We start from the raw sequence: 17362 nt of genomic DNA on the forward strand, positions 1-17362 counted from the left end.
ATGTAGTGTTTTTGTGAAAAAAGGGACTTGACAAGGCTGTTCGCCTGCCGGGAGAAAACACGCTCACGAAGTCCTCATTTTAGCAGATTTTTTGTCGTTTTTCAGCCCCCCTCCTGCACTTAGCGTGCCCGAAAAGAAAACCGCCCTGTCCACCGTGCAGTATGGACAGGGCAGAACGATGAGGCATATCGAAAAAGCGGCATGACAAAACGAGGGGGACGCGTTCCATCCCCCTCCCAGATTCAGGGTATTTATAGCAATTCTTTACAGCACTCGGGCATGTCCAGTGTAAATGTGGCCGCGTTCGGAGTCGACTGTGACGATTTGACCGTCTTTCAGCAGTTCCGTAGCACGCGTGACGCCGACGATGACCGGGACGTTGAGGTTGAGCCCGACAATGGCGGCGTGAGAGGTGAGTCCGCCCTCTTCGGTAATGACCGCGCCCGCCTTTTCAAATGCGCCGATCATGTCCGATTCCGTTCCAATCGTCACGAGGATGCTGCCTTCCTGCATCTTCTCCAGCGCTTCCTTCGCCGAGCGTGCAACCACGACCCGGCCGGTCACCACCTTGCGCCCGATGCCTTGTCCCTTCGCCACAATGTCGCCGATGACGTGAATTTTCATCAGGTTGGTGGTGCCTACTTCACGCACCGGCACGCCCGCCGTGATGACCACGAGATCACCGTGGCGGACATACCCCGCCTCCAGCGACTGCTGCACGGACAGCTCCAGCATTTCGTCAGTCGTATTGGCCATTGGTCCAAGCACCGGGTAGACCCCGTTGACGAGCGCGAGACGGCGCACCACTTCAGCGTGCGGCGTAACTGCGACGATCGGCGCTTTGGGACGGTACTTGGAGACCATGCGCGCGGTATGACCGCTCTCCGTCGCCGTGATGATGGCCGCCGCATCCAGGTCGAGCGCGGCGTTGGCCACGGCCTGGCTGATCGCGTCTGTAATGGTCATCTGCTTTTGCACAGCCTGGTTGTACAAAATCTCCCGGTAATTCAGTTCCTGCTCCGCTCTGAGCGCAATCCGGTTCATCGTCTCCACCGACTCTACCGGATATTTGCCGGCTGCCGTTTCGCCGGAGAGCATGATCGCGTCCGTGCCGTCAAAGATGGCGTTGGCCACGTCGCTTGCCTCCGCCCGGGTGGGGCGAGGATTGCGCTGCATCGAGTCGAGCATCTGCGTCGCGGTGATGACCGGTTTGCCTAATTCGTTGCACTTCTTGATCAGTTTTTTCTGCACCAGCGGCACTTCCTCCGCCGGAATTTCCACGCCCAGGTCGCCGCGGGCCACCATCAGTCCGTCGGAAACGGCGAGAATTTCGTCTACGTTGTCCACGCCTTCCTCGTTCTCAATCTTGGCGATGATGTCAATGTGAACGCCGTGGCGTTCCAGAATTTCGCGAATCTCCAGGATGTCGGCGGCCTTGCGCACAAACGAGGCAGCGATAAAATCGACGCCCTGCCGGATGCCGAATTCGATATCCTGTGCATCCTTTTCCGTAATCCCCGGCAGGTTGATCTTGACGCCCGGCACGTTGACGCCCTTTTTGCTTTTCAGCGTGCCGCCGTTCTTGATGCGGCAGATGATCTCATGCCCCTCTACCGCTTCCACGGTCAGACCGATCAGCCCGTCGTCGATCAGGATCGTGTCGCCCTTCTTCACGTCGCGCGGCAGATCGGCATAGGTGATCGAGATGCGTTCCGCCGTGCCGGGCACGTCCTCTGTGGTCAGCACGATCGTCTGGCCCTCCTGCAGTTCCACTGCATCCACAGCCAGCGTGCCGGTACGGATTTCCGGTCCCTTGGTATCCAGCAGGATGGCCACCTGCTTGCCCGTCTCCCGGGCCGCCTGCCGGATGTTGGCGATCCGGGCGGCATGCTCCTCGTGGGAACCGTGGGAAAAGTTGAGCCGGGCCACGTTCATGCCGGCGTGGATCAGTTTTTTCAGAGTCTCGACCGACTCGCTCGCCGGTCCGATGGTACATACGATTTTCGCCTTACGCAGCACTGTGCGTCCCTCCTATGAAACAAGCTGTCAATATACGCCGTACTAAATGGACAGCGTGCGCGCCAACTGATAGATGGACAAGTCGAGCTGGTGCTTTTGCGCCAACGCATCCTTGAAATCGACGTCGACGATCTGGTTGTTGCGGATGCCGACCATTCGGTCCCGCTTTCCTTCCAACAGCAGGTCAACGGCCGCCGCCCCCATGCGGCTGGCCAGCATGCGGTCAAACGCAGTCGGCGAACCGCCCCGCTGGATGTGGCCGAGCACGGTCACCCTGGTTTCCCAGCCGGTCCGCTGCTTGATTTCCTCTGCGTAGGTGGCAGCGCTGCCGACGCCTTCCGCCACGATGATGATCGAGTGCTTCTTGCCGCGGCGGTTTCCAGCGTGCAGCCGTTCGATGATGTCGTTCATGTCATGGTCTGCTTCCGGAATGATAATTGATTCCGCACCTGCCGCCAGACCGGCCCACAGCGCCAAATCTCCGGCGTCGCGCCCCATTACTTCGATGATGTAGGTGCGCTCGTGCGAAGTGGCGGTGTCGCGGATTTTGTCGATCGCTTCCACAATCGTATTGAGCGCGGTGTCAAATCCGATGGTGAAATCGGTACACGGAATGTCGTTGTCGATGGTGCCGGGCACGCCGATGGTGGGAATGCCTTTCTCCGTCAGCTTCTGCGCCCCGCGGAAGGAACCGTCGCCACCGATCACGATCAAACCTTCGATGCCGTGCTCGTGCAGTTGGCGTACCGCCTTCTCCTGTCCTGCCTCTGTTTTAAACTCTTCACTGCGGGCCGAAAAGAGGATGGTTCCTCCCCGATGGATAATGTCCCCGACTGACCCCAGCGTCATCTCCTGGATATGGCCGCGCATCAGCCCTTCGTACCCGTGGTACACTCCGTACATCTGCACGCCGTGATAGGCGGCACGTCGAACGGCGGCGCGAATCGCCGCGTTCATCCCCGGAGAATCTCCGCCACTGGTCAATACTGCGATTTTCTGCATGGAAACCACCTCTCCTGTCCTAAACAAAGGCCCAACGACCCTTCTTATCGTCATTAGCATGTCTTGAAACAGAAACAGTATGTGCCAAAGAGCCTTTGATACATGCTGTATCAGTTCCGGATTTATATCTGTTACACTCATTGCGGAATATGTGCCATACTTTTTGAATGATCTGACAAATTCCGCGTCCGAATACGATTTTAGCAGATTTTTCGCGCAGAAAAAAGCAAAAAACGCCTCCTCTGGATCAGAAGGAGGCGTAGGCACCAATCTGTTTAAACTTCTCGTAGCGATCCTGTATCAGTTGTTCCGGACTCAACCGGTCGAGCTGTTCCAGTCCTTCCAGCAGCTTCGCCTTGACCCGGCTGGCCTGCTGGACCACATCGCGGTGTGCCCCACCAAACGGCTCCTCGATGATCCCGTCGATCACACCCAGCTCCAGCAGGTCGGGCGCGGTAATCTTCATCGTTTCCGCCGCGCGCATCGCCAGGCTGGCGTCCTTCCAGAGAATGGCCGCCGCCCCTTCTGGCGAAATGACCGAGTAGGTGGAGTTTTCCAGCATGTAGACGCGGTTGCCGACGCCGATCGCCAAGGCGCCGCCGCTGCCGCCCTCGCCGATCACGACGCAGATGATCGGTACGCGGAAGCCGGCCATCTCCCGCAGGTTGCGGGCAATCGCTTCACTCTGGCCGCGCTCCTCAGCCGCTTTGCCGGGATATGCCCCCGAGGTGTTGATAAAGCAGATGATCGGGCGGCCGAATTTGTCCGCCTGCTGCATGATCCGCAGCGCCTTGCGGTAGCCTTCGGGATGGGCCATGCCAAAGTTGCGGCTGATGTTTTCCTTGGTGTCTTTTCCTTTCTGGTGGCCGACTACTGTGACCGGACGGCCGTCCAGTTTGGCAATGCCGCCGACAATCGCCAGATCGTCGCCAAAACAGCGGTCACCGTGCACTTCCAGAAAATCTGTGAAAATATGATGAATGTAGTCCAATGTCGTGGGCCGCTCGGGGTGGCGGGCGATCTGCACGCGCTGCCAAGGCGTCAGATTGCCGTAAATCTGCTCGGCCAGGTCCTTGGCCTTTTTCTCCAAACGAACAACTTCATCGGAAAAATCAATGCCTTTTTCCTCGGTAAACCTGCGCAGTTCCTTGATCTTTTCCTGCAGTTCCACCAGCGGCTTCTCAAAGGGAAGTTCGCCTGCCATTTCTACACTCCCTCCCGAATCGTGTGCAGCTCGACGATTTTTGCCAGCGTGGTCCGCATGTCCTTGCGATGCACCACCATGTCGAGCTGTCCGTGCTTCAGCAGGAATTCCGCCGTCTGAAAATCTTTCGGCAACTCCTGGCGAACCGTCTGCTCAATCACGCGGCGGCCGGCAAACCCGATCATTGCGCCCGGTTCGGCGATGTTGTAGTCGCCGAGCGAGGCGAAGCTGGCGGTCACCCCGCCGTATGTCGGGTTGGTGAGCACGGAGATGAACAACAGCCGCTCCCGGTCCAGCCGGGCCAGCGCCGCGCTCGTCTTGGCCATCTGCATCAGGCTGAGCACGCCCTCCTGCATCCGCGCACCGCCGGACGCGGAGAAAAGGAGAAACGGCAGTCGCCGCTCCACGGCCCGCTCGATCGCCCGGGTGATCTTCTCGCCGACGACCGAGCCCATGCTGGCCATCCGAAAGCGGGAGTCCATCACGCCGATGACGATGCGGTTGCCTCCCAGCACGCCCTCGCCGGTGATGACCGCCTCGTTGAGATTGGTGTTTTTCATGTCTTGTTCCAGCTTCTCCAGATAACCGGGAAAGCCGAGCGGATTGGCGGTGATCAGGTCCGCGTCGAACTCCTCGGTCAGCTTCCCGTCATCCAGGAGCGACTGGATCCGCTCGGGAGCGGACATGGGGAAATGGTACTGGCAGCCTTTGCAGACGCGCAAATTTTTCTCCAGGTCCTTGGAGTAGTGGATGCTCCCGCAGTGCGGGCATTTATTCATCAGTCCCTCGGGAACTTCCTTTTCCTTGGGTCCCGTCACAGTGGCGCCGTCCGCGCCGGCGGGAACGCGCGCAATCGTCTCCGCAGGGACAGTCGCGAACTTTCGCTTCTTCCCGAACAGGTCTTTAAGCACAGTTACACCTCACCTTTCTGGTCAGTGAAGGATCGTGCCGAGTATTTCCTGGACTTCGTGAACTTCGCTTTCGGGCACGAGAATTTCGTACTGCTTGGAAACCTTCGCCTCGCGTACCTTGACCAGGAATCCTTCATCTGTCAATCGTTGCTGTATCCGTTCCGCTATTTTTGCGCTAGGAGCGATGTAGATGACCGTCCACATGCTGGCAACCTCCTTCAGCGTCCAAAACAGGTCTGCCTCATCATATCACAGCGCCAGCGCTCGTCGCAAATCAGCAGAGGGAACGGACTAGGCGGGACGCACGACTAGAGCTTGCTGTTTTCCAGGTGCTCGCGCATTCTCTCCACCGCCAGTGCTTCGTCTCCCTCGCGAATGGCTTCCATGATCCGACGGTGCTCCGCCAGCGCGGTGCGGGCCCGACCTTCGCGTCCCAGCGATTCGCTGCGGACGCTGTCGCTGTACTCGACGAGCGGTGCCCAGATGCGATGCAGAATGGAGTTGCGGCTGGAGCGGCAGATCACGCGGTGAAACTGGTAGTCTTCCTCGGTGGGAACCTCGCCGCGCTCCACGCGCTCCTCCGCCGCCGCCAAGATCCGCTCCATCTCGTCAAAGTGCTTGTCTGTGGCACGCCGGCAGGCCAACCGCACCGCTTCCAGCTCCAGAATTCGGCGCATTTCGATCAGGTCTTTTTTCGTCTTGTAGTCCCGCAGGATAAAGTAGCCGAGAATGTCAATCAGGCGGTTGTGTCGGTAGTGCTTCAAAAAGGTGCCTTCTCCCCGGCGGGTTTCAATCAGTCCCAGCAGTTCCAGGGCTCGAAGCGCCTCCCGGACGGAAGAACGGCCCGCTCCCAGTTGTTCGGACAGCTCCCGTTCGGACGGCAGCTTGTCGCCGGGGCGCAGGTTTTTTTCCCGAACAATTTCATGGATCTGCAGCAGAATGCCTTCGTACACTTTTCGTTCTTGCGCAGAACCGAGCACTTTTCACCCTCCTCATTGACTGTCTACGGCGAAGCACCCTCCTGACCGCGCACACGGTTGGGAGGGTGTTCTTCGTTGTTTCCCGTACGGCCGGGATTACGCCTTTTGCAGCGAGATGGCGGCCAGTTTTGCCGTTCTTTCCTTGACCTCTTCGGGATCGACGGTAATGCGGGCCACGCCGCTTTCCATCGCCGCCTTCGCCACCGCCGCTGCCACGTGGGGAGCGACGCGCGGGTCGAACGGCGCCGGAATCACCTTGTCAGCAGACAGCTCTTCCGGCGAGATCAGATTGGCGATGGCGTAAACCGCCGCTCGTTTCATCTCTTCGTTGATGTTGGTGGCGCGGGTATCCAGCGCACCGCGGAAGATGCCCGGGAACGCCAGGACGTTGTTCACCTGGTTGGGGAAGTCGGAACGGCCCGTGCCCACCACGGCAGCACCCGCCGCTTTTGCTTCGTCCGGCATGATTTCCGGAACCGGGTTGGCCATCGCAAAAATGATCGGATCGCGGTTCATCGACCGGACCATCTCCTGGGTAACGGCACCGGCCACGGATACGCCGATGAACACGTCGGCGCCCTTCATCGCTTCAGCCAGATCCCCTTGCTTTTTGCTGCGGTTCGTAATTTTCGCCATTTCTTCCTTGACCGGGTTCATGCCAAAGGTGCGGCCTTCGTACACGATCCCCTTGGTGTCGCACATGATCACGTCTTTGACGCCCATGGACAGGAGCAGTTTGATGATGGCGATGCCTGCCGCTCCCGCCCCGTTGGTGACCACGCGGACATCCTCCAGTTTTTTGTTCACCACGCGCAGAGCGTTGATCAGACCGGCGGCGGTCACGATAGCCGTACCGTGCTGGTCGTCGTGGAAAATCGGGATGTTGGTTTCCTTTTTCAGGCGCTCCTCAATTTCAAAGCACGCAGGCGCGGCAATGTCCTCCAGGTTGACGCCGCCAAACGTCGGCTCCAGCAGTTTCACCGTCTCCACGATCTTGTCGACGTCAGTGGTGTTCAGGCAGATCGGGAAGGCGTCGACGCCGGCAAACGACTTGAACAGAACGGCTTTGCCTTCCATGACCGGCATGGCCGCTTCCGGACCGATGTTGCCCAGTCCGAGCACGGCGGTACCGTCACTGACCACGGCCACCAGGTTGGCTTTCATCGTGTAGTCGTATACTTTGGACACGTCGTCAAAGATTTCCTTGCACGGCTCTGCCACACCCGGCGAATACGCCAGGCTCAGGTCGCGGGCATTGCGCACCGGCACCTTGGTAACCGCTTCCAGTTTCCCTCTGTGCTTCCGGTGAAGTTCCAGTGCATCCTCTCGCAAATTGGACACAAGTACCACTCCATTTCATGTCTATCTGGTATCGCTCTGATTCACTTATCTATATCGAACCTAAGTGGTCAGACCACTTTTTTGGGTATGTCCCCATTATAACAAAACCCATTCTCCTGTAAAGCCGCCGAAAACGGCGAAAAAGGGAGGACTTGGTTCATCCTCCCCAGTTTACTGGCAATTCTTTTTGAATTACGCTGTCACTTCCCACAATTTCTCGCGCTTGCTCCAAAAAGGCAGCATCCACCTCTACGCGAATCGCGTCCGGCAGGCGGATTGTCTGCTTTTTTCCTTCGTAGTACAGGACGACGGGAATCGTTCCTTTTTTTTCGACAAACAAGCGCTGCAGCCGGTGCAGTGTCGAATCGCGCTCCTGTTCCGGCGTAATTTTGACAAACAGCACGGGCTCTGTCGACGGCCTGGGCAGTGCTTCAACATCCCACATGCGGGAGACCAGCAGCTTCACCGCATCGTCCTGATGATCCACCCGCGCTTCCACGACGACGATCCGCTCCCGCTTCAGCAGGTCGATGTATTTGGCGTACACCTTTGGAAAGACGACCATCTCCACCTGGGCGGTTTTGTCCTCCAGCGTGACGAAGGCCATCGGTTCCCCTTTCTTGGTCTGAATCCGCCGCTCTTCGACGATCATGCCCACCACTTTCACCGTCTGGTCCCGGGCGCACTCCGCCAGCGCAGAGACGGCGTGCACCTCCGGCCGGTTGAGCAGGTGGGCGAACTGGTCCAGCGGATGTCCGGACAGGTAGACACCAAGCAGTTCCCGCTCTTCTTTCAACTGCTGGCTGCGCGAAAACGGTGGCACATCGGGGTACTCGGACGGCAGGCGCACAGGCTCTGCTCCGTCTTCGCCGGCAAACAGGTTGAGCTGGTCGGCGTCCCGCTCCTGCCGCCTGCCCGTCGCTTTGCCCATCGCCTCGTCCAGCAGCACCATGAGCTGGCTGCGGTGACCGGGCAGCGAATCCAGCGCGCCGCACAGAATCAGCGATTCGACCACCCGCCGGTTGACCAGCCTGCCGTCCACCCGGGCGCAGAAGTCAAACAGGTCGCGGTACGGACGTTTGGCCCGCTCCTGCACGATCGACTCGATGGCGCCGTAGCCGACGTTTTTGACCGCCGCCAGTCCGAAGCGGATCGCCTCCTTTTCCACGGTAAAAAAGGCCTGACTCTCGTTTACGTCCGGGGGCAGCACGGTCAGCCGCAGCCGCCGCGCCTCTTCGGTGTACTCGGCGATGCGCGTCTGGCTGCCGATGGACAGCGACAGCAGCGCGGCCATGAAGGCGAGCGGATAGTTGGCCTTCAGGTAGGCCATCTGGTAGGCGATGATCGCGTAGGCGACCGAGTGCGCCTTGTTGAAGCCGTAGTCGGCGAAGCGGACGATCAGGTCGTAGATTTCGTTGCCGAGCCGCTCCCCGTAGCCCTGTCTGACGCAGCCGGCGACGAACTTCTCCCGCTGCTCGGCCAACAGTTCCCGTTTCTTCTTGCCCACCGCCCGCCGCAATATGTCCGCCTCGCCCAGGCTGAACCCGGCCAGCTTGGAAGAGATCTGCATGATCTGCTCCTGGTAGATCATGAAGCCGTGCGTTTCTTTCAGGATCGGCTCCAGATCGGGGTGGGCGTAGTGCGCCTGGGTTTCGCCGTGCTTGGCCCGGATGTACTGCGGGATAATCTCCATCGGCCCCGGCCGGTAAAGGGCGAGCACGGCGACAATGTCGGCCAGGCTGGTCGGCTTCAGCTCGCGCAGCACGCTGCGGAACCCCGCCGATTCCAGTTGAAAGATCCCCGTCGTCTCGCCGCGGCTGAGCATCCGGAAGGTCTTGGCGTCGTCGGGGGGAATCCGCTCCAGGTCGAGGTCGATCCCCTGTTCTCGCAGATGGCGCAGCGTTTCCTGAATGATCGTCAGGTTGCGCAGGCCGAGAAAATCCATCTTTAACAGACCGATCTCTTCCAGCGCTTCCATCGGATACTGGGTCAAAGCCAAGCCTTCGCTGCCGGTCTGCAGCGGCACGTACTCGGTCAGCGGCTCCGGTGCGATCACTACGCCGGCCGCGTGCGTGGAAGCGTGGCGGGGCAGCCCCTCGACGCCCCTGGCCGCTTCGATCAACTGCTTCGCCTGGCCGTTCGTCTCGCACAGCTTGCCCAACTCTGGATTGAGCTGGAACGCCTTGTCGATGGTCATGCCGGGAGACTGCGGGATCATTTTGGCCACCCGGTCCACCAGGCCAAGCGACAGCCCCAGTGCCCGCCCCGCATCGCGGACAGCAGCCCGTGCCGCCATCGTGCCAAACGTGATGATCTGCGCCACCCGGTCATGACCGTACTTGTCGGCCACGTAACGGATCACCTCGTCCCGCCGCTCAACGGAAAAATCAATGTCGATGTCCGGCATCGTCACCCGCTCCGGGTTGAGAAACCGTTCAAACAGCAGGCTGAAGCGAAGCGGATCAACATTGGTGATCTTCAGCGCATAGGCCACCAGGCTGCCCGCCGCCGAACCGCGTCCCGGCCCGGTCGGAATGCCCTGCTCATGGGCGTGGCGCATGAAGTCCCAGACGATCAGAAAGTAATCGGTAAAACCGGTCCGCGTAATGATCGCCAGTTCGTGTTCCAACCGCTCGCGCACCTCGGGCGTGATCTCGCCGTAGCGCTCGCGGCAGCCTTGTTCGCACAGTTCGCGCAGGAAAGTTGTCGGTTCCTGTCCGGCAGGCAGGGGAAACCTGGGCAAAATGTGCTGGCCAAACGACAATTCCCACTGACAGCGTTCGGCGATGGCGGCCGTGTTGGACAGCGCTTGCGGCGCATAGGCAAACAGGCGGGCCATCTCGTCGCCGCTTTTCAGGTAGTACTCGTCGGTCTCGTAGCGGAATCGGTTCTCCTCGTCCACCGTCTTGCCCTCGCCAATTGCCAGCAAAATGTCATGCTGCCGGTGCTGCTCCCGGTAGACGTAGTGCACGTTGTTAGTAGCGACGAGCGGAATGCCCGTCTCCCGCCCCAGATGGAGCAGCCGCTGATTCAGCCTGCGCTCGATCTCCAACCCGTGATCCTGCAGTTCCAGGTAAAACCGGTCAGCGCCGAACACCTGCTGATACCAGAGCGCCGCCTGTCGGGCTCCCTCGCTGTCGCCGGCGAGCATCAGCCGGGCCACCTCCCCCTCCCGGCAGGCGCTCAAAGCGATCAGCCCCTCGCTGTAGTGGGCCAGCGCCTCCTTGTTCAGCCGGGGGAGGATGAAGTGGCCCTCCGTGTTGGCCAGCGTTGCCAGCTTGAGCAGGTTGCGGTAGCCGCGATCGTTCTCCGCCAGCAGCACGAGATGGTACGGTGCGGGGGCATTGCGCACGCGATCCTGCAGGTTTCCTTCGATGACGTACGCCTCCATGCCGATAATCGGCTTGATGCCTACGTCCCGGCAGGCCTTGTAAAACGGCACGGCGCCGTACAGGTTGGCGTGATCGGTCATCGCCAGGGCCGGCATGCCCAGCTCCGCCGCCCGGCGCACCAGTTCCTCGATGCGGGCCGCGCCGTCGAGCAAACTGTATTCCGTGTGCACATGCAGATGGACAAAGGGGGTCATCGCGTTCCTTCCTCTCTTGTTCCGTCCCGTTGTCGTTTTCTTTCATTATACTTCATCCCGCCCCTGTCAGGGCAGGCGTGGGCTTTACAATCCCTTGCCGCATGGGTATAGTGAAGATAGGGATTCCCTTGCCAGCAACGGCCGTCGAACGGGAATCAAATGAAAGAGACCGAAGCGTTGCCGCGCTCCGGTCATCGCACAATAGACGTTTCCGCAAAGGGAACGGCCCGTTGGGAAGAGGAGTAGGTCGCGGAGCTGTCGGACTCACGCGCGGCCTACTTCTTTTTGTTCGTCAGGAGCATGACAACCAGGCTTCCAAACGCCAGCATCAGACTCAACGCTTGGTATACGGTCATCGCGTCACCCCCTTTCTTGCAGGGATGGAAGTGCCCCCTTTGCGAACTGATGTGCTATTGTACAAGAAAATTATACCACAAAACCATATGAGAACAAACATTCCCCTGTCCAGATTGCCCGCTTTCGCAAACTTTGGTAGGATAGTACCAGATCGCAGGAGAGGATGAATCCATGCATGTGGTTTGCGACCTATGTAACCGGAGTGCTGGCTTCCCTGGTGGCCAGCGTGTACTACAGCATTACCGCTCGTCAGCGTGGGATGCACCCGTTGGCGTCGCGCATGACCCTGGGCAAGATGAACATGTCGCTCGGCGTGTTGGTCACGCTGCTGGGACTCAATCAGTTGACGTTTGACCAGCTGGACGTGATCCGCGTCGTGATCGCCCTGGTGCTCCTGTTTGTCGGCGGTGTCAACCTGATTCTCGGCACACGCAACTTTCTCCGCTACCGCGCTGCGTGGCAGGCGGAACTGAAAAAAGGCTCGTAGCCGTCAGAGGCCGAGCCTGCCATGGGAACGTTTTTCCTCCGTTCCCATTCGTTTTTTCTGGCCAAAATCGCTGTTCCTGCGTATAATGAGCCTGTGTGACATTCTTGCTTCAGACAACCGAAGCGGCAGGTGCCGACGGTTGTCCTTTTTTTGTTTATGCTGCTTTTGCAGCCGCTCCGCTCTTCAGCGCAGGTCTTCCGCCTTGGCCCACATCTCCGGGGGATTCAACTCGTAGATGCCGTTCTCCCGGTACATATAGTGGTTCATCACAAATTCGCGCCGGATCGTGGCGATATCGTCGTGGAAGCGGCGGATGTACTCGTTGATTTCCCGCTCCTCGTACTTTCGTCCCCGCTCCAGTCCCCGCACCATGTGTTCGAAGACGATCAGCTTTTTCTTTCGCTGCGTCGGGATGTGCTTCAGCCTGCCGTCCGCCGTGAAGAAATGGCGGATCACCTGCATTTTCTCCGCCGCCCACTTCTCGTCCGTTTCCTCCATCTCTGCCGCTCCTTCCGTTCCTTTCGCCTTGTCCAGCAGGGTCAGAAGCGCCTGCGATTTGCGCGTCAGATTGGTCTCGTGCAGGGTAAAGTAAATCGTGTTTTTTTCCCGCCGCTCATAGACGATCCCGGCCTCGCGCAGCTTTGCCATGTGGTGCGTGATGGTGGGAGGGGTGACGCCCAGCTTGCCGGCCAGCGCTTGGCCGTGCAGCGGACCGTTCGCCAGGAGCGCGACGATGCGCAGACGGGTCGGGTCTCCCAGCGCTTTGTAAAAGGTGACCAGCTTTTCCAGCTGCATGGAAACCCCCTCCTTCCGTTTCAATCGTGTATATCGTGCCCATTACATTAGATGATTGTCTAATCATAAACATAAGCCGCTTTTTCTCCGCTGTCAATGCGGACCGCGAAACGTCCGGGCCGGTCAGCACGTATATACCAGTAAGAACTGGAAAGGTTCAATCGGCAAAGAAAGAAAAAAGGGAGGACAACCATGCGCGATCAATCCCCCTACCGAATCATTCTGTATATCGGTTATTTCCTGATTGGGATGCTCGGTTTTTTCGTTGCAGTCGGACTGCTCAACTTTTTTCTGTCTTCGTACAGATAACCTCACCAATTGACATTGTACAGGTCAGCAAGCCAAAAAGGCCGTCCGCGGCACTGCCGTCCGGACGACCTTTTTTGTGTGTAATTCCGTTTGCGTGATCCCGATTGATTAGCGATCGATGATCTGCGCCGTTACCATCGCCTGTCCCACCTGCTGGTCGCCGTGGTACACGCAGACTTCCACCTTTCCGAAGCGGCGGCTGATGTCCATGAGGCGCGGCCGCACCTCGATCTGGCTCTCCATCTGCACCGGCTTCAAAAAGTAGACGGTGATGTTCTCCGGCACCATGTCCCCGCGCCGCTGCAGCCGCAGCAGGTTGCACGCCGCTTCCACCATGACGGTGGTCATGATGCCGCTGGCAATCGTCCCCAGGTGATTGGTCATCTGGGGTGTCACTTCCCCCTTGTAGACGAGCTGGTCTCCCTGCCGCTCCTCACGGAAGTGGGACATGATCAGGTTGGGGAACGTCTCGCTCATCTGCGGCTGCTTGGCCGTATACTGCAGCGCCTTCAGCACGTCGTTGCGGCTGAGCACGCCGACCAGTTTGCGGTAGTTGTCCACCACCGGCAGCAGTTCGATCCCCTCCCACACCATCAGATGCGCGGAGGAGGCCACGGAGACGCGCGGCGACGTGGTGATCGGATTTTTCGTCATCACCTTGTCGATCGTCGCTGTCTCCTCGTGGCCGATGATGTCTTTCGACGTGACGATCCCAATCAGCCGCATCTGCTCGTCGACGACGGGAAAACGGGTGTCCTGATACAATTCCGTATACTGGTGCCACTTGGCGACCGTGTCCGTCGGGAGCAGCACGGGCGTCTCCGCCAGCGGTTTGAGGATGTCTTCCACCATGACGATCTCTTTTTTGATCAGCCGATCGTAAATGGCCCGGTTGATCATGGAAGCGACGGTAAACGTGTCATAGCTGGACGAGATGATCGGCAAGGCCAGCTGGTCGGCCAACCGCTTTACCTCTTCACTGGTGTCAAAGCCGCCGGTAATCAGGACGGCCGCTCCCTGCTGCAGGGCGATTTTGTGCGCCTGATAGCGGTTCCCCACGATCAGCAGGCTGCCCGCGTCGATGTAGCGCATCATCGCCTCCAACTGCATGGCGCCGATGACGAACTTGTTCAATGTCTTGTGCAGCCCCTCGCGGCCGCCCACGACGTGACCGTCGACGATGTTGACCACTTCGGCGAACGTCAGCCGTTCAATGTTTTCCTTTTGCTTTTTCTCGATCCTCACCGTTCCGACGCGCTCGATCGTGCTGACGTAGCCCTGCGTTTCCGCTTCCTTGATCGCCCGGTAGGCGGTGCCTTCGCTTACATCCAGATCCTTGGCGATCTGGCGCACGGAGATCTTCGTACCGATCGGAAGACGGTCAATATATTGTAGAATTTGTTCGTGTTTGGTTGCCATCTGCTTGTACCCACCCTCCATCCTATGCTTCCACAGCGGTATCGTTGCCCCCGGCTCGCGCTGCAGCCGGGACCGGCCAACCCGGGATGTTCAGGTACTCTCCTGGGTTCACTATACCCGATGGCCGGGTAAAAAAAAAGAGTAGCTTTGCGGCTACTCCGGCAGAAAGTATATCATTAAGGGGGTTTTCATCGTGTCTTTATCTTACCCCGGGAATATTACAGAAAGATTACAACGGCTTTACAGTTTCGTTTCAGAGTACCATGGCCCAAAAACAGGCCGCATCGCTATCTCCACAAGGCGGCCAACAGCCCCTGCACCAGTCCGATGACACCTCCCAGGATAAACCCGAGAATGGTGATCATGCGAAACTCCCGTCCGGAAATCCCCACGATCATCTCCTCGATCCGTTCGATTGGAAAGCCCTCCACCTGCCTGGTGACGATGTCGCGGACGGAGAGTTTGTGAAACAGCCGTTCCACATTGTGCTCCACTGTCTCCACCATCCAGCGCGCCAGCCGGGGAATCACCTGGTCCGCCACCGTCTGTCGCAGCGGGGAGAGCAGTTGGCAAAGCGGCTTGTCCAGAAGCCGGACGCCCTGCTCCTCCAGCTTGGCAAACAGGGCAGACGACCACGCTTCCACCTGCTGCGCTCCGATCCAGTCATACACGTCCCGCACGGTTTTGTCCAGCCATCTGTCTGCTTCCTGACGCAAAAAGCGGTTCAGCCGATTCACCAGTTCCGGATGGGCCAGCAGGTCGTCCAGGTAGGGAAGCAGTTTGCCGACGATTTTTTCCTCCGTCAGAAACATGCCGACCAAGCCGCCAAACATGCCTCCTCCGCCGAGCATTCCGCGCATCATCTGCTGCACTGTCTGCTGACCGTCGGGTGAGTGCAGATAGGCGCGAAAACGCTCCAGCAGGAGACGGCTGGCATCCTCCAGCGCCGTGTCGATCCGGGCCATGCCCTCTGCGGGGATCAGTTCGCGCAGCCGCTTCTGTTCATGATGATGAATCAGTTCGTTGACAAACGCCTGCCACCGTTGCTGAAGCGGACGGCGCACGCTCTCGCTTATCCCGCCTTCTTCGGCCAACAGCTCGGGAGCGGCAGCGTGCAGAAACTGGCGCAGGGTGCGGCCGTCCGCACACCATCTGTCGACCACGCCGGTCAGCCAGGTGTTCAACGTTTTCTCCATTCCGCTTTGAGCCAGCGCCCGTTTGATGCCCTCGGCGGTCAGCAGGTACTCTTCCACCAGCCGACCCATGTGGACGGCGATCTCATCCCGCCGGCGGGGAATCAATCCGGGTGTAAACGGCACCCGCCAGCCGCCGATCTGCCACGGTTTGTGCGGGCGAAACAGCATGCGGATCGCCAGCTCGTTTGTCATGCCGCCAATGGCGGAACCGACCGCCACGTTCATCAGCAACACTAACCACGCATTCATCTGGCCAAACGCCCTCTCTTCTCCTCAATGGAACCAAAGTATATGCCTGCTCATAAAATAGACTAACTTCATGTCTGATGGGAAGGGGATTGCCATGTCTTACGTTCCAACGGTTCTGCAATCGTACGATCCCAAGACGGACAACGATTTGTATCTGCCCCAAGCGTGTCTTCGCAAGTGGAAGCTGGACACGTCGACGCTTACTGTCCAGTTTGGCAGCAAGACTGCTTGCGCCCGCGTAACGGGCATGGAACGAAGCGGCCTCACCCTGATTCGCCCCTCACTGGCCCACACGCTGCATCTGCCTATGGGAGTTCCCCTGCTGGCACGTTATTACGCGAGCCAGCAGCGTCTTGTTTTTGGCCCCTATCTGGGCGTTCTGGTCTCCCGCTACAACCCCCAGTCCCCAGCCGCCCCGTTTGGTCCGTTCACCTCGTTCTTCGACGAGATAGCGGACGTCTGCCTCCGCCGCGGCGGAATCGTCTGTGTATTTCGCATGCAGGACGTCAACTGGAAACAACAGATCGTCCACGGCATGGTTCGCCACAACGAAAAGTGGCGGCAAACGGTGCTGCCGTTGCCTCAATGCATCTACAACCGGCTTTCCCGAAAGCGGGAGCAAAGCGAGGCCATGGGTGATTGGATCGAGCGGTGCAAGGAATTCAACATCCCGTTTTTCAATGAACAATTTCTCAATAAGTGGCACGTTCACACAGCGCTGGAAAACGAGCCGGCGGCTGCCGAACACCTGCCGCAGACGGTATGCTATTCCGGTCTGACGGATCTGAAACAGATGCTGGAGCAGCACAAAACCGTCTACGCCAAGCCGGCAAACGGCAGCATGGGCCGCGGCATCATCCGCCTGCGGCGCACCGCCGGCGGGTATCAGACAGCACGGCTCGGCAGCGCGACCCGATCATTTTCCAGTATTTCCGGCCTGCATCGATACCTGCAGAACCGGACAAACGGAAAGCCGTACCTGCTGCAGCAGGGGCTGCCGTTGATCGGCATCCAGCAGCGCCCCGCCGACTTTCGCGTACTGGTGCAAAAAAACCGCAAAGGCGAATGGGCCGTCACGTCGATGGTCGCCCGTCTCGGCCAAAACAGCATCGTCTCCAACGTCTCCCGCGGCGGTGTGATGATCGGTGCCGCCCAGGCTCTGCGCGTCTGCGGCCCCTGGGCAACGGGTACACGTCCGACCGTCGCGACACTGCGAAGCGTTGCGCTGAAGCTCTCCCGGCTGCTGGAGCAGTCGCTCTCCGGCCGGTACGCGGAATTTGGCGTGGATCTCGGCGTCGACATTCGCGGCCGGGTCTGGCTCCTGGAAGTGAACAGCAAGCCCTCCAAAACGGCCAGCGCGATACCTGAGGCGGCCAGGGAAGACAGCTCTGTCCGGCGCGTACGTCCATCCGTTCTGCGCATGCTGGATTACGCCGCCTATTTGTGCGGGTTTCCCCGGACAGCCAAACGGAAACAAACCGGCAAGAAAATCAGACGAAGGTGACCC

At 59.2% G+C, this 17362-nt stretch carries 14 protein-coding genes; 2 read left to right on the forward strand and 12 right to left on the reverse strand.

Features of this window, described 5'->3' with window-relative positions; all coding sequences use genetic code 11:
- Positions 1-264 precede the first annotated feature (264 nt).
- The 9 genes from pyk to ETC00_RS20650 form a co-directional block, all read right to left on the reverse strand.
- Complete coding sequence (gene pyk / locus ETC00_RS09400) at positions 265-2019, reverse strand: pyruvate kinase (RefSeq protein WP_171565739.1); 1755 nt, start codon at positions 2017-2019, stop codon at positions 265-267.
- Between the two features lie 42 nt (positions 2020-2061).
- Complete coding sequence (gene pfkA / locus ETC00_RS09405; protein WP_171565740.1) at positions 2062-3021, reverse strand: 6-phosphofructokinase; 960 nt, start codon at positions 3019-3021, stop codon at positions 2062-2064.
- Positions 3022-3268: 247 nt separating this feature from the next.
- Complete coding sequence (accA, locus tag ETC00_RS09410; RefSeq protein WP_171565741.1) at positions 3269-4225, reverse strand: acetyl-CoA carboxylase carboxyl transferase subunit alpha; 957 nt, start codon at positions 4223-4225, stop codon at positions 3269-3271.
- A gap of 2 nt (positions 4226-4227) precedes the next feature.
- A complete protein-coding gene (gene accD / locus ETC00_RS09415) occupies positions 4228-5136 on the reverse strand; it encodes an acetyl-CoA carboxylase, carboxyltransferase subunit beta (RefSeq protein ID WP_171565742.1) in 909 nt (302 codons plus the stop codon).
- A gap of 21 nt (positions 5137-5157) precedes the next feature.
- Positions 5158-5340: a glutamate decarboxylase gene (locus ETC00_RS09420; protein WP_171565743.1), complete on the reverse strand. Its 183-nt coding sequence runs from the start codon at positions 5338-5340 to the stop codon at positions 5158-5160.
- Positions 5341-5444: 104 nt separating this feature from the next.
- A complete protein-coding gene (locus tag ETC00_RS09425; protein ID WP_171565744.1) occupies positions 5445-6116 on the reverse strand; it encodes a FadR/GntR family transcriptional regulator in 672 nt (223 codons plus the stop codon).
- Positions 6117-6212: 96 nt separating this feature from the next.
- A complete protein-coding gene (ystJ, locus tag ETC00_RS09430; protein WP_171565745.1) occupies positions 6213-7457 on the reverse strand; it encodes an NADP-dependent malic enzyme in 1245 nt (414 codons plus the stop codon).
- 157 nt (positions 7458-7614) lie between these two features.
- Positions 7615-11043 (reverse strand): DNA polymerase III subunit alpha, encoded by a 3429-nt coding sequence (locus tag ETC00_RS09435; protein WP_171565746.1) that lies wholly within the window; start codon positions 11041-11043, stop codon positions 7615-7617.
- 275 nt (positions 11044-11318) lie between these two features.
- Entirely contained in the window at positions 11319-11399 is an 81-nt protein-coding gene (locus tag ETC00_RS20650; RefSeq protein WP_256379878.1) for a putative holin-like toxin, read from the reverse strand.
- Positions 11400-11575: 176 nt separating this feature from the next.
- Between ETC00_RS20650 and ETC00_RS09440 the strand changes: the two genes are divergently transcribed.
- Positions 11576-11887, forward strand: a complete 312-nt coding sequence (locus ETC00_RS09440) for a YtpI family protein (protein WP_171565747.1) — start codon at positions 11576-11578, stop codon at positions 11885-11887.
- 183 nt (positions 11888-12070) lie between these two features.
- Here the strand turns inward: ETC00_RS09440 and ETC00_RS09445 are convergent, their stop codons facing one another.
- From ETC00_RS09445 to ETC00_RS09455, 3 genes are all read right to left on the reverse strand, one after another.
- Entirely contained in the window at positions 12071-12682 is a 612-nt protein-coding gene (locus ETC00_RS09445) for a DUF2087 domain-containing protein (RefSeq protein ID WP_171565748.1), read from the reverse strand.
- A 417-nt stretch (positions 12683-13099) separates the two neighbouring features.
- Entirely contained in the window at positions 13100-14410 is a 1311-nt protein-coding gene (locus ETC00_RS09450) for a DRTGG domain-containing protein (protein ID WP_171565749.1), read from the reverse strand.
- A 287-nt stretch (positions 14411-14697) separates the two neighbouring features.
- Complete coding sequence (locus ETC00_RS09455) at positions 14698-15855, reverse strand: DUF445 domain-containing protein (RefSeq protein ID WP_171565750.1); 1158 nt, start codon at positions 15853-15855, stop codon at positions 14698-14700.
- Between the two features lie 94 nt (positions 15856-15949).
- Between ETC00_RS09455 and ETC00_RS09460 the strand changes: the two genes are divergently transcribed.
- Positions 15950-17359 carry a YheC/YheD family endospore coat-associated protein gene (locus tag ETC00_RS09460; RefSeq protein ID WP_171565751.1) on the forward strand — a complete coding sequence of 470 codons (1410 nt, stop codon included), beginning with the start codon at positions 15950-15952 and terminating at the stop codon, positions 17357-17359.
- Positions 17360-17362 lie beyond the last annotated feature (3 nt).

This window comes from Brevibacillus sp. MCWH (genome assembly GCF_013096935.1).
GTDB classification, from domain to species: domain Bacteria; phylum Bacillota; class Bacilli; order Brevibacillales; family Brevibacillaceae; genus Brevibacillus; species Brevibacillus aydinogluensis.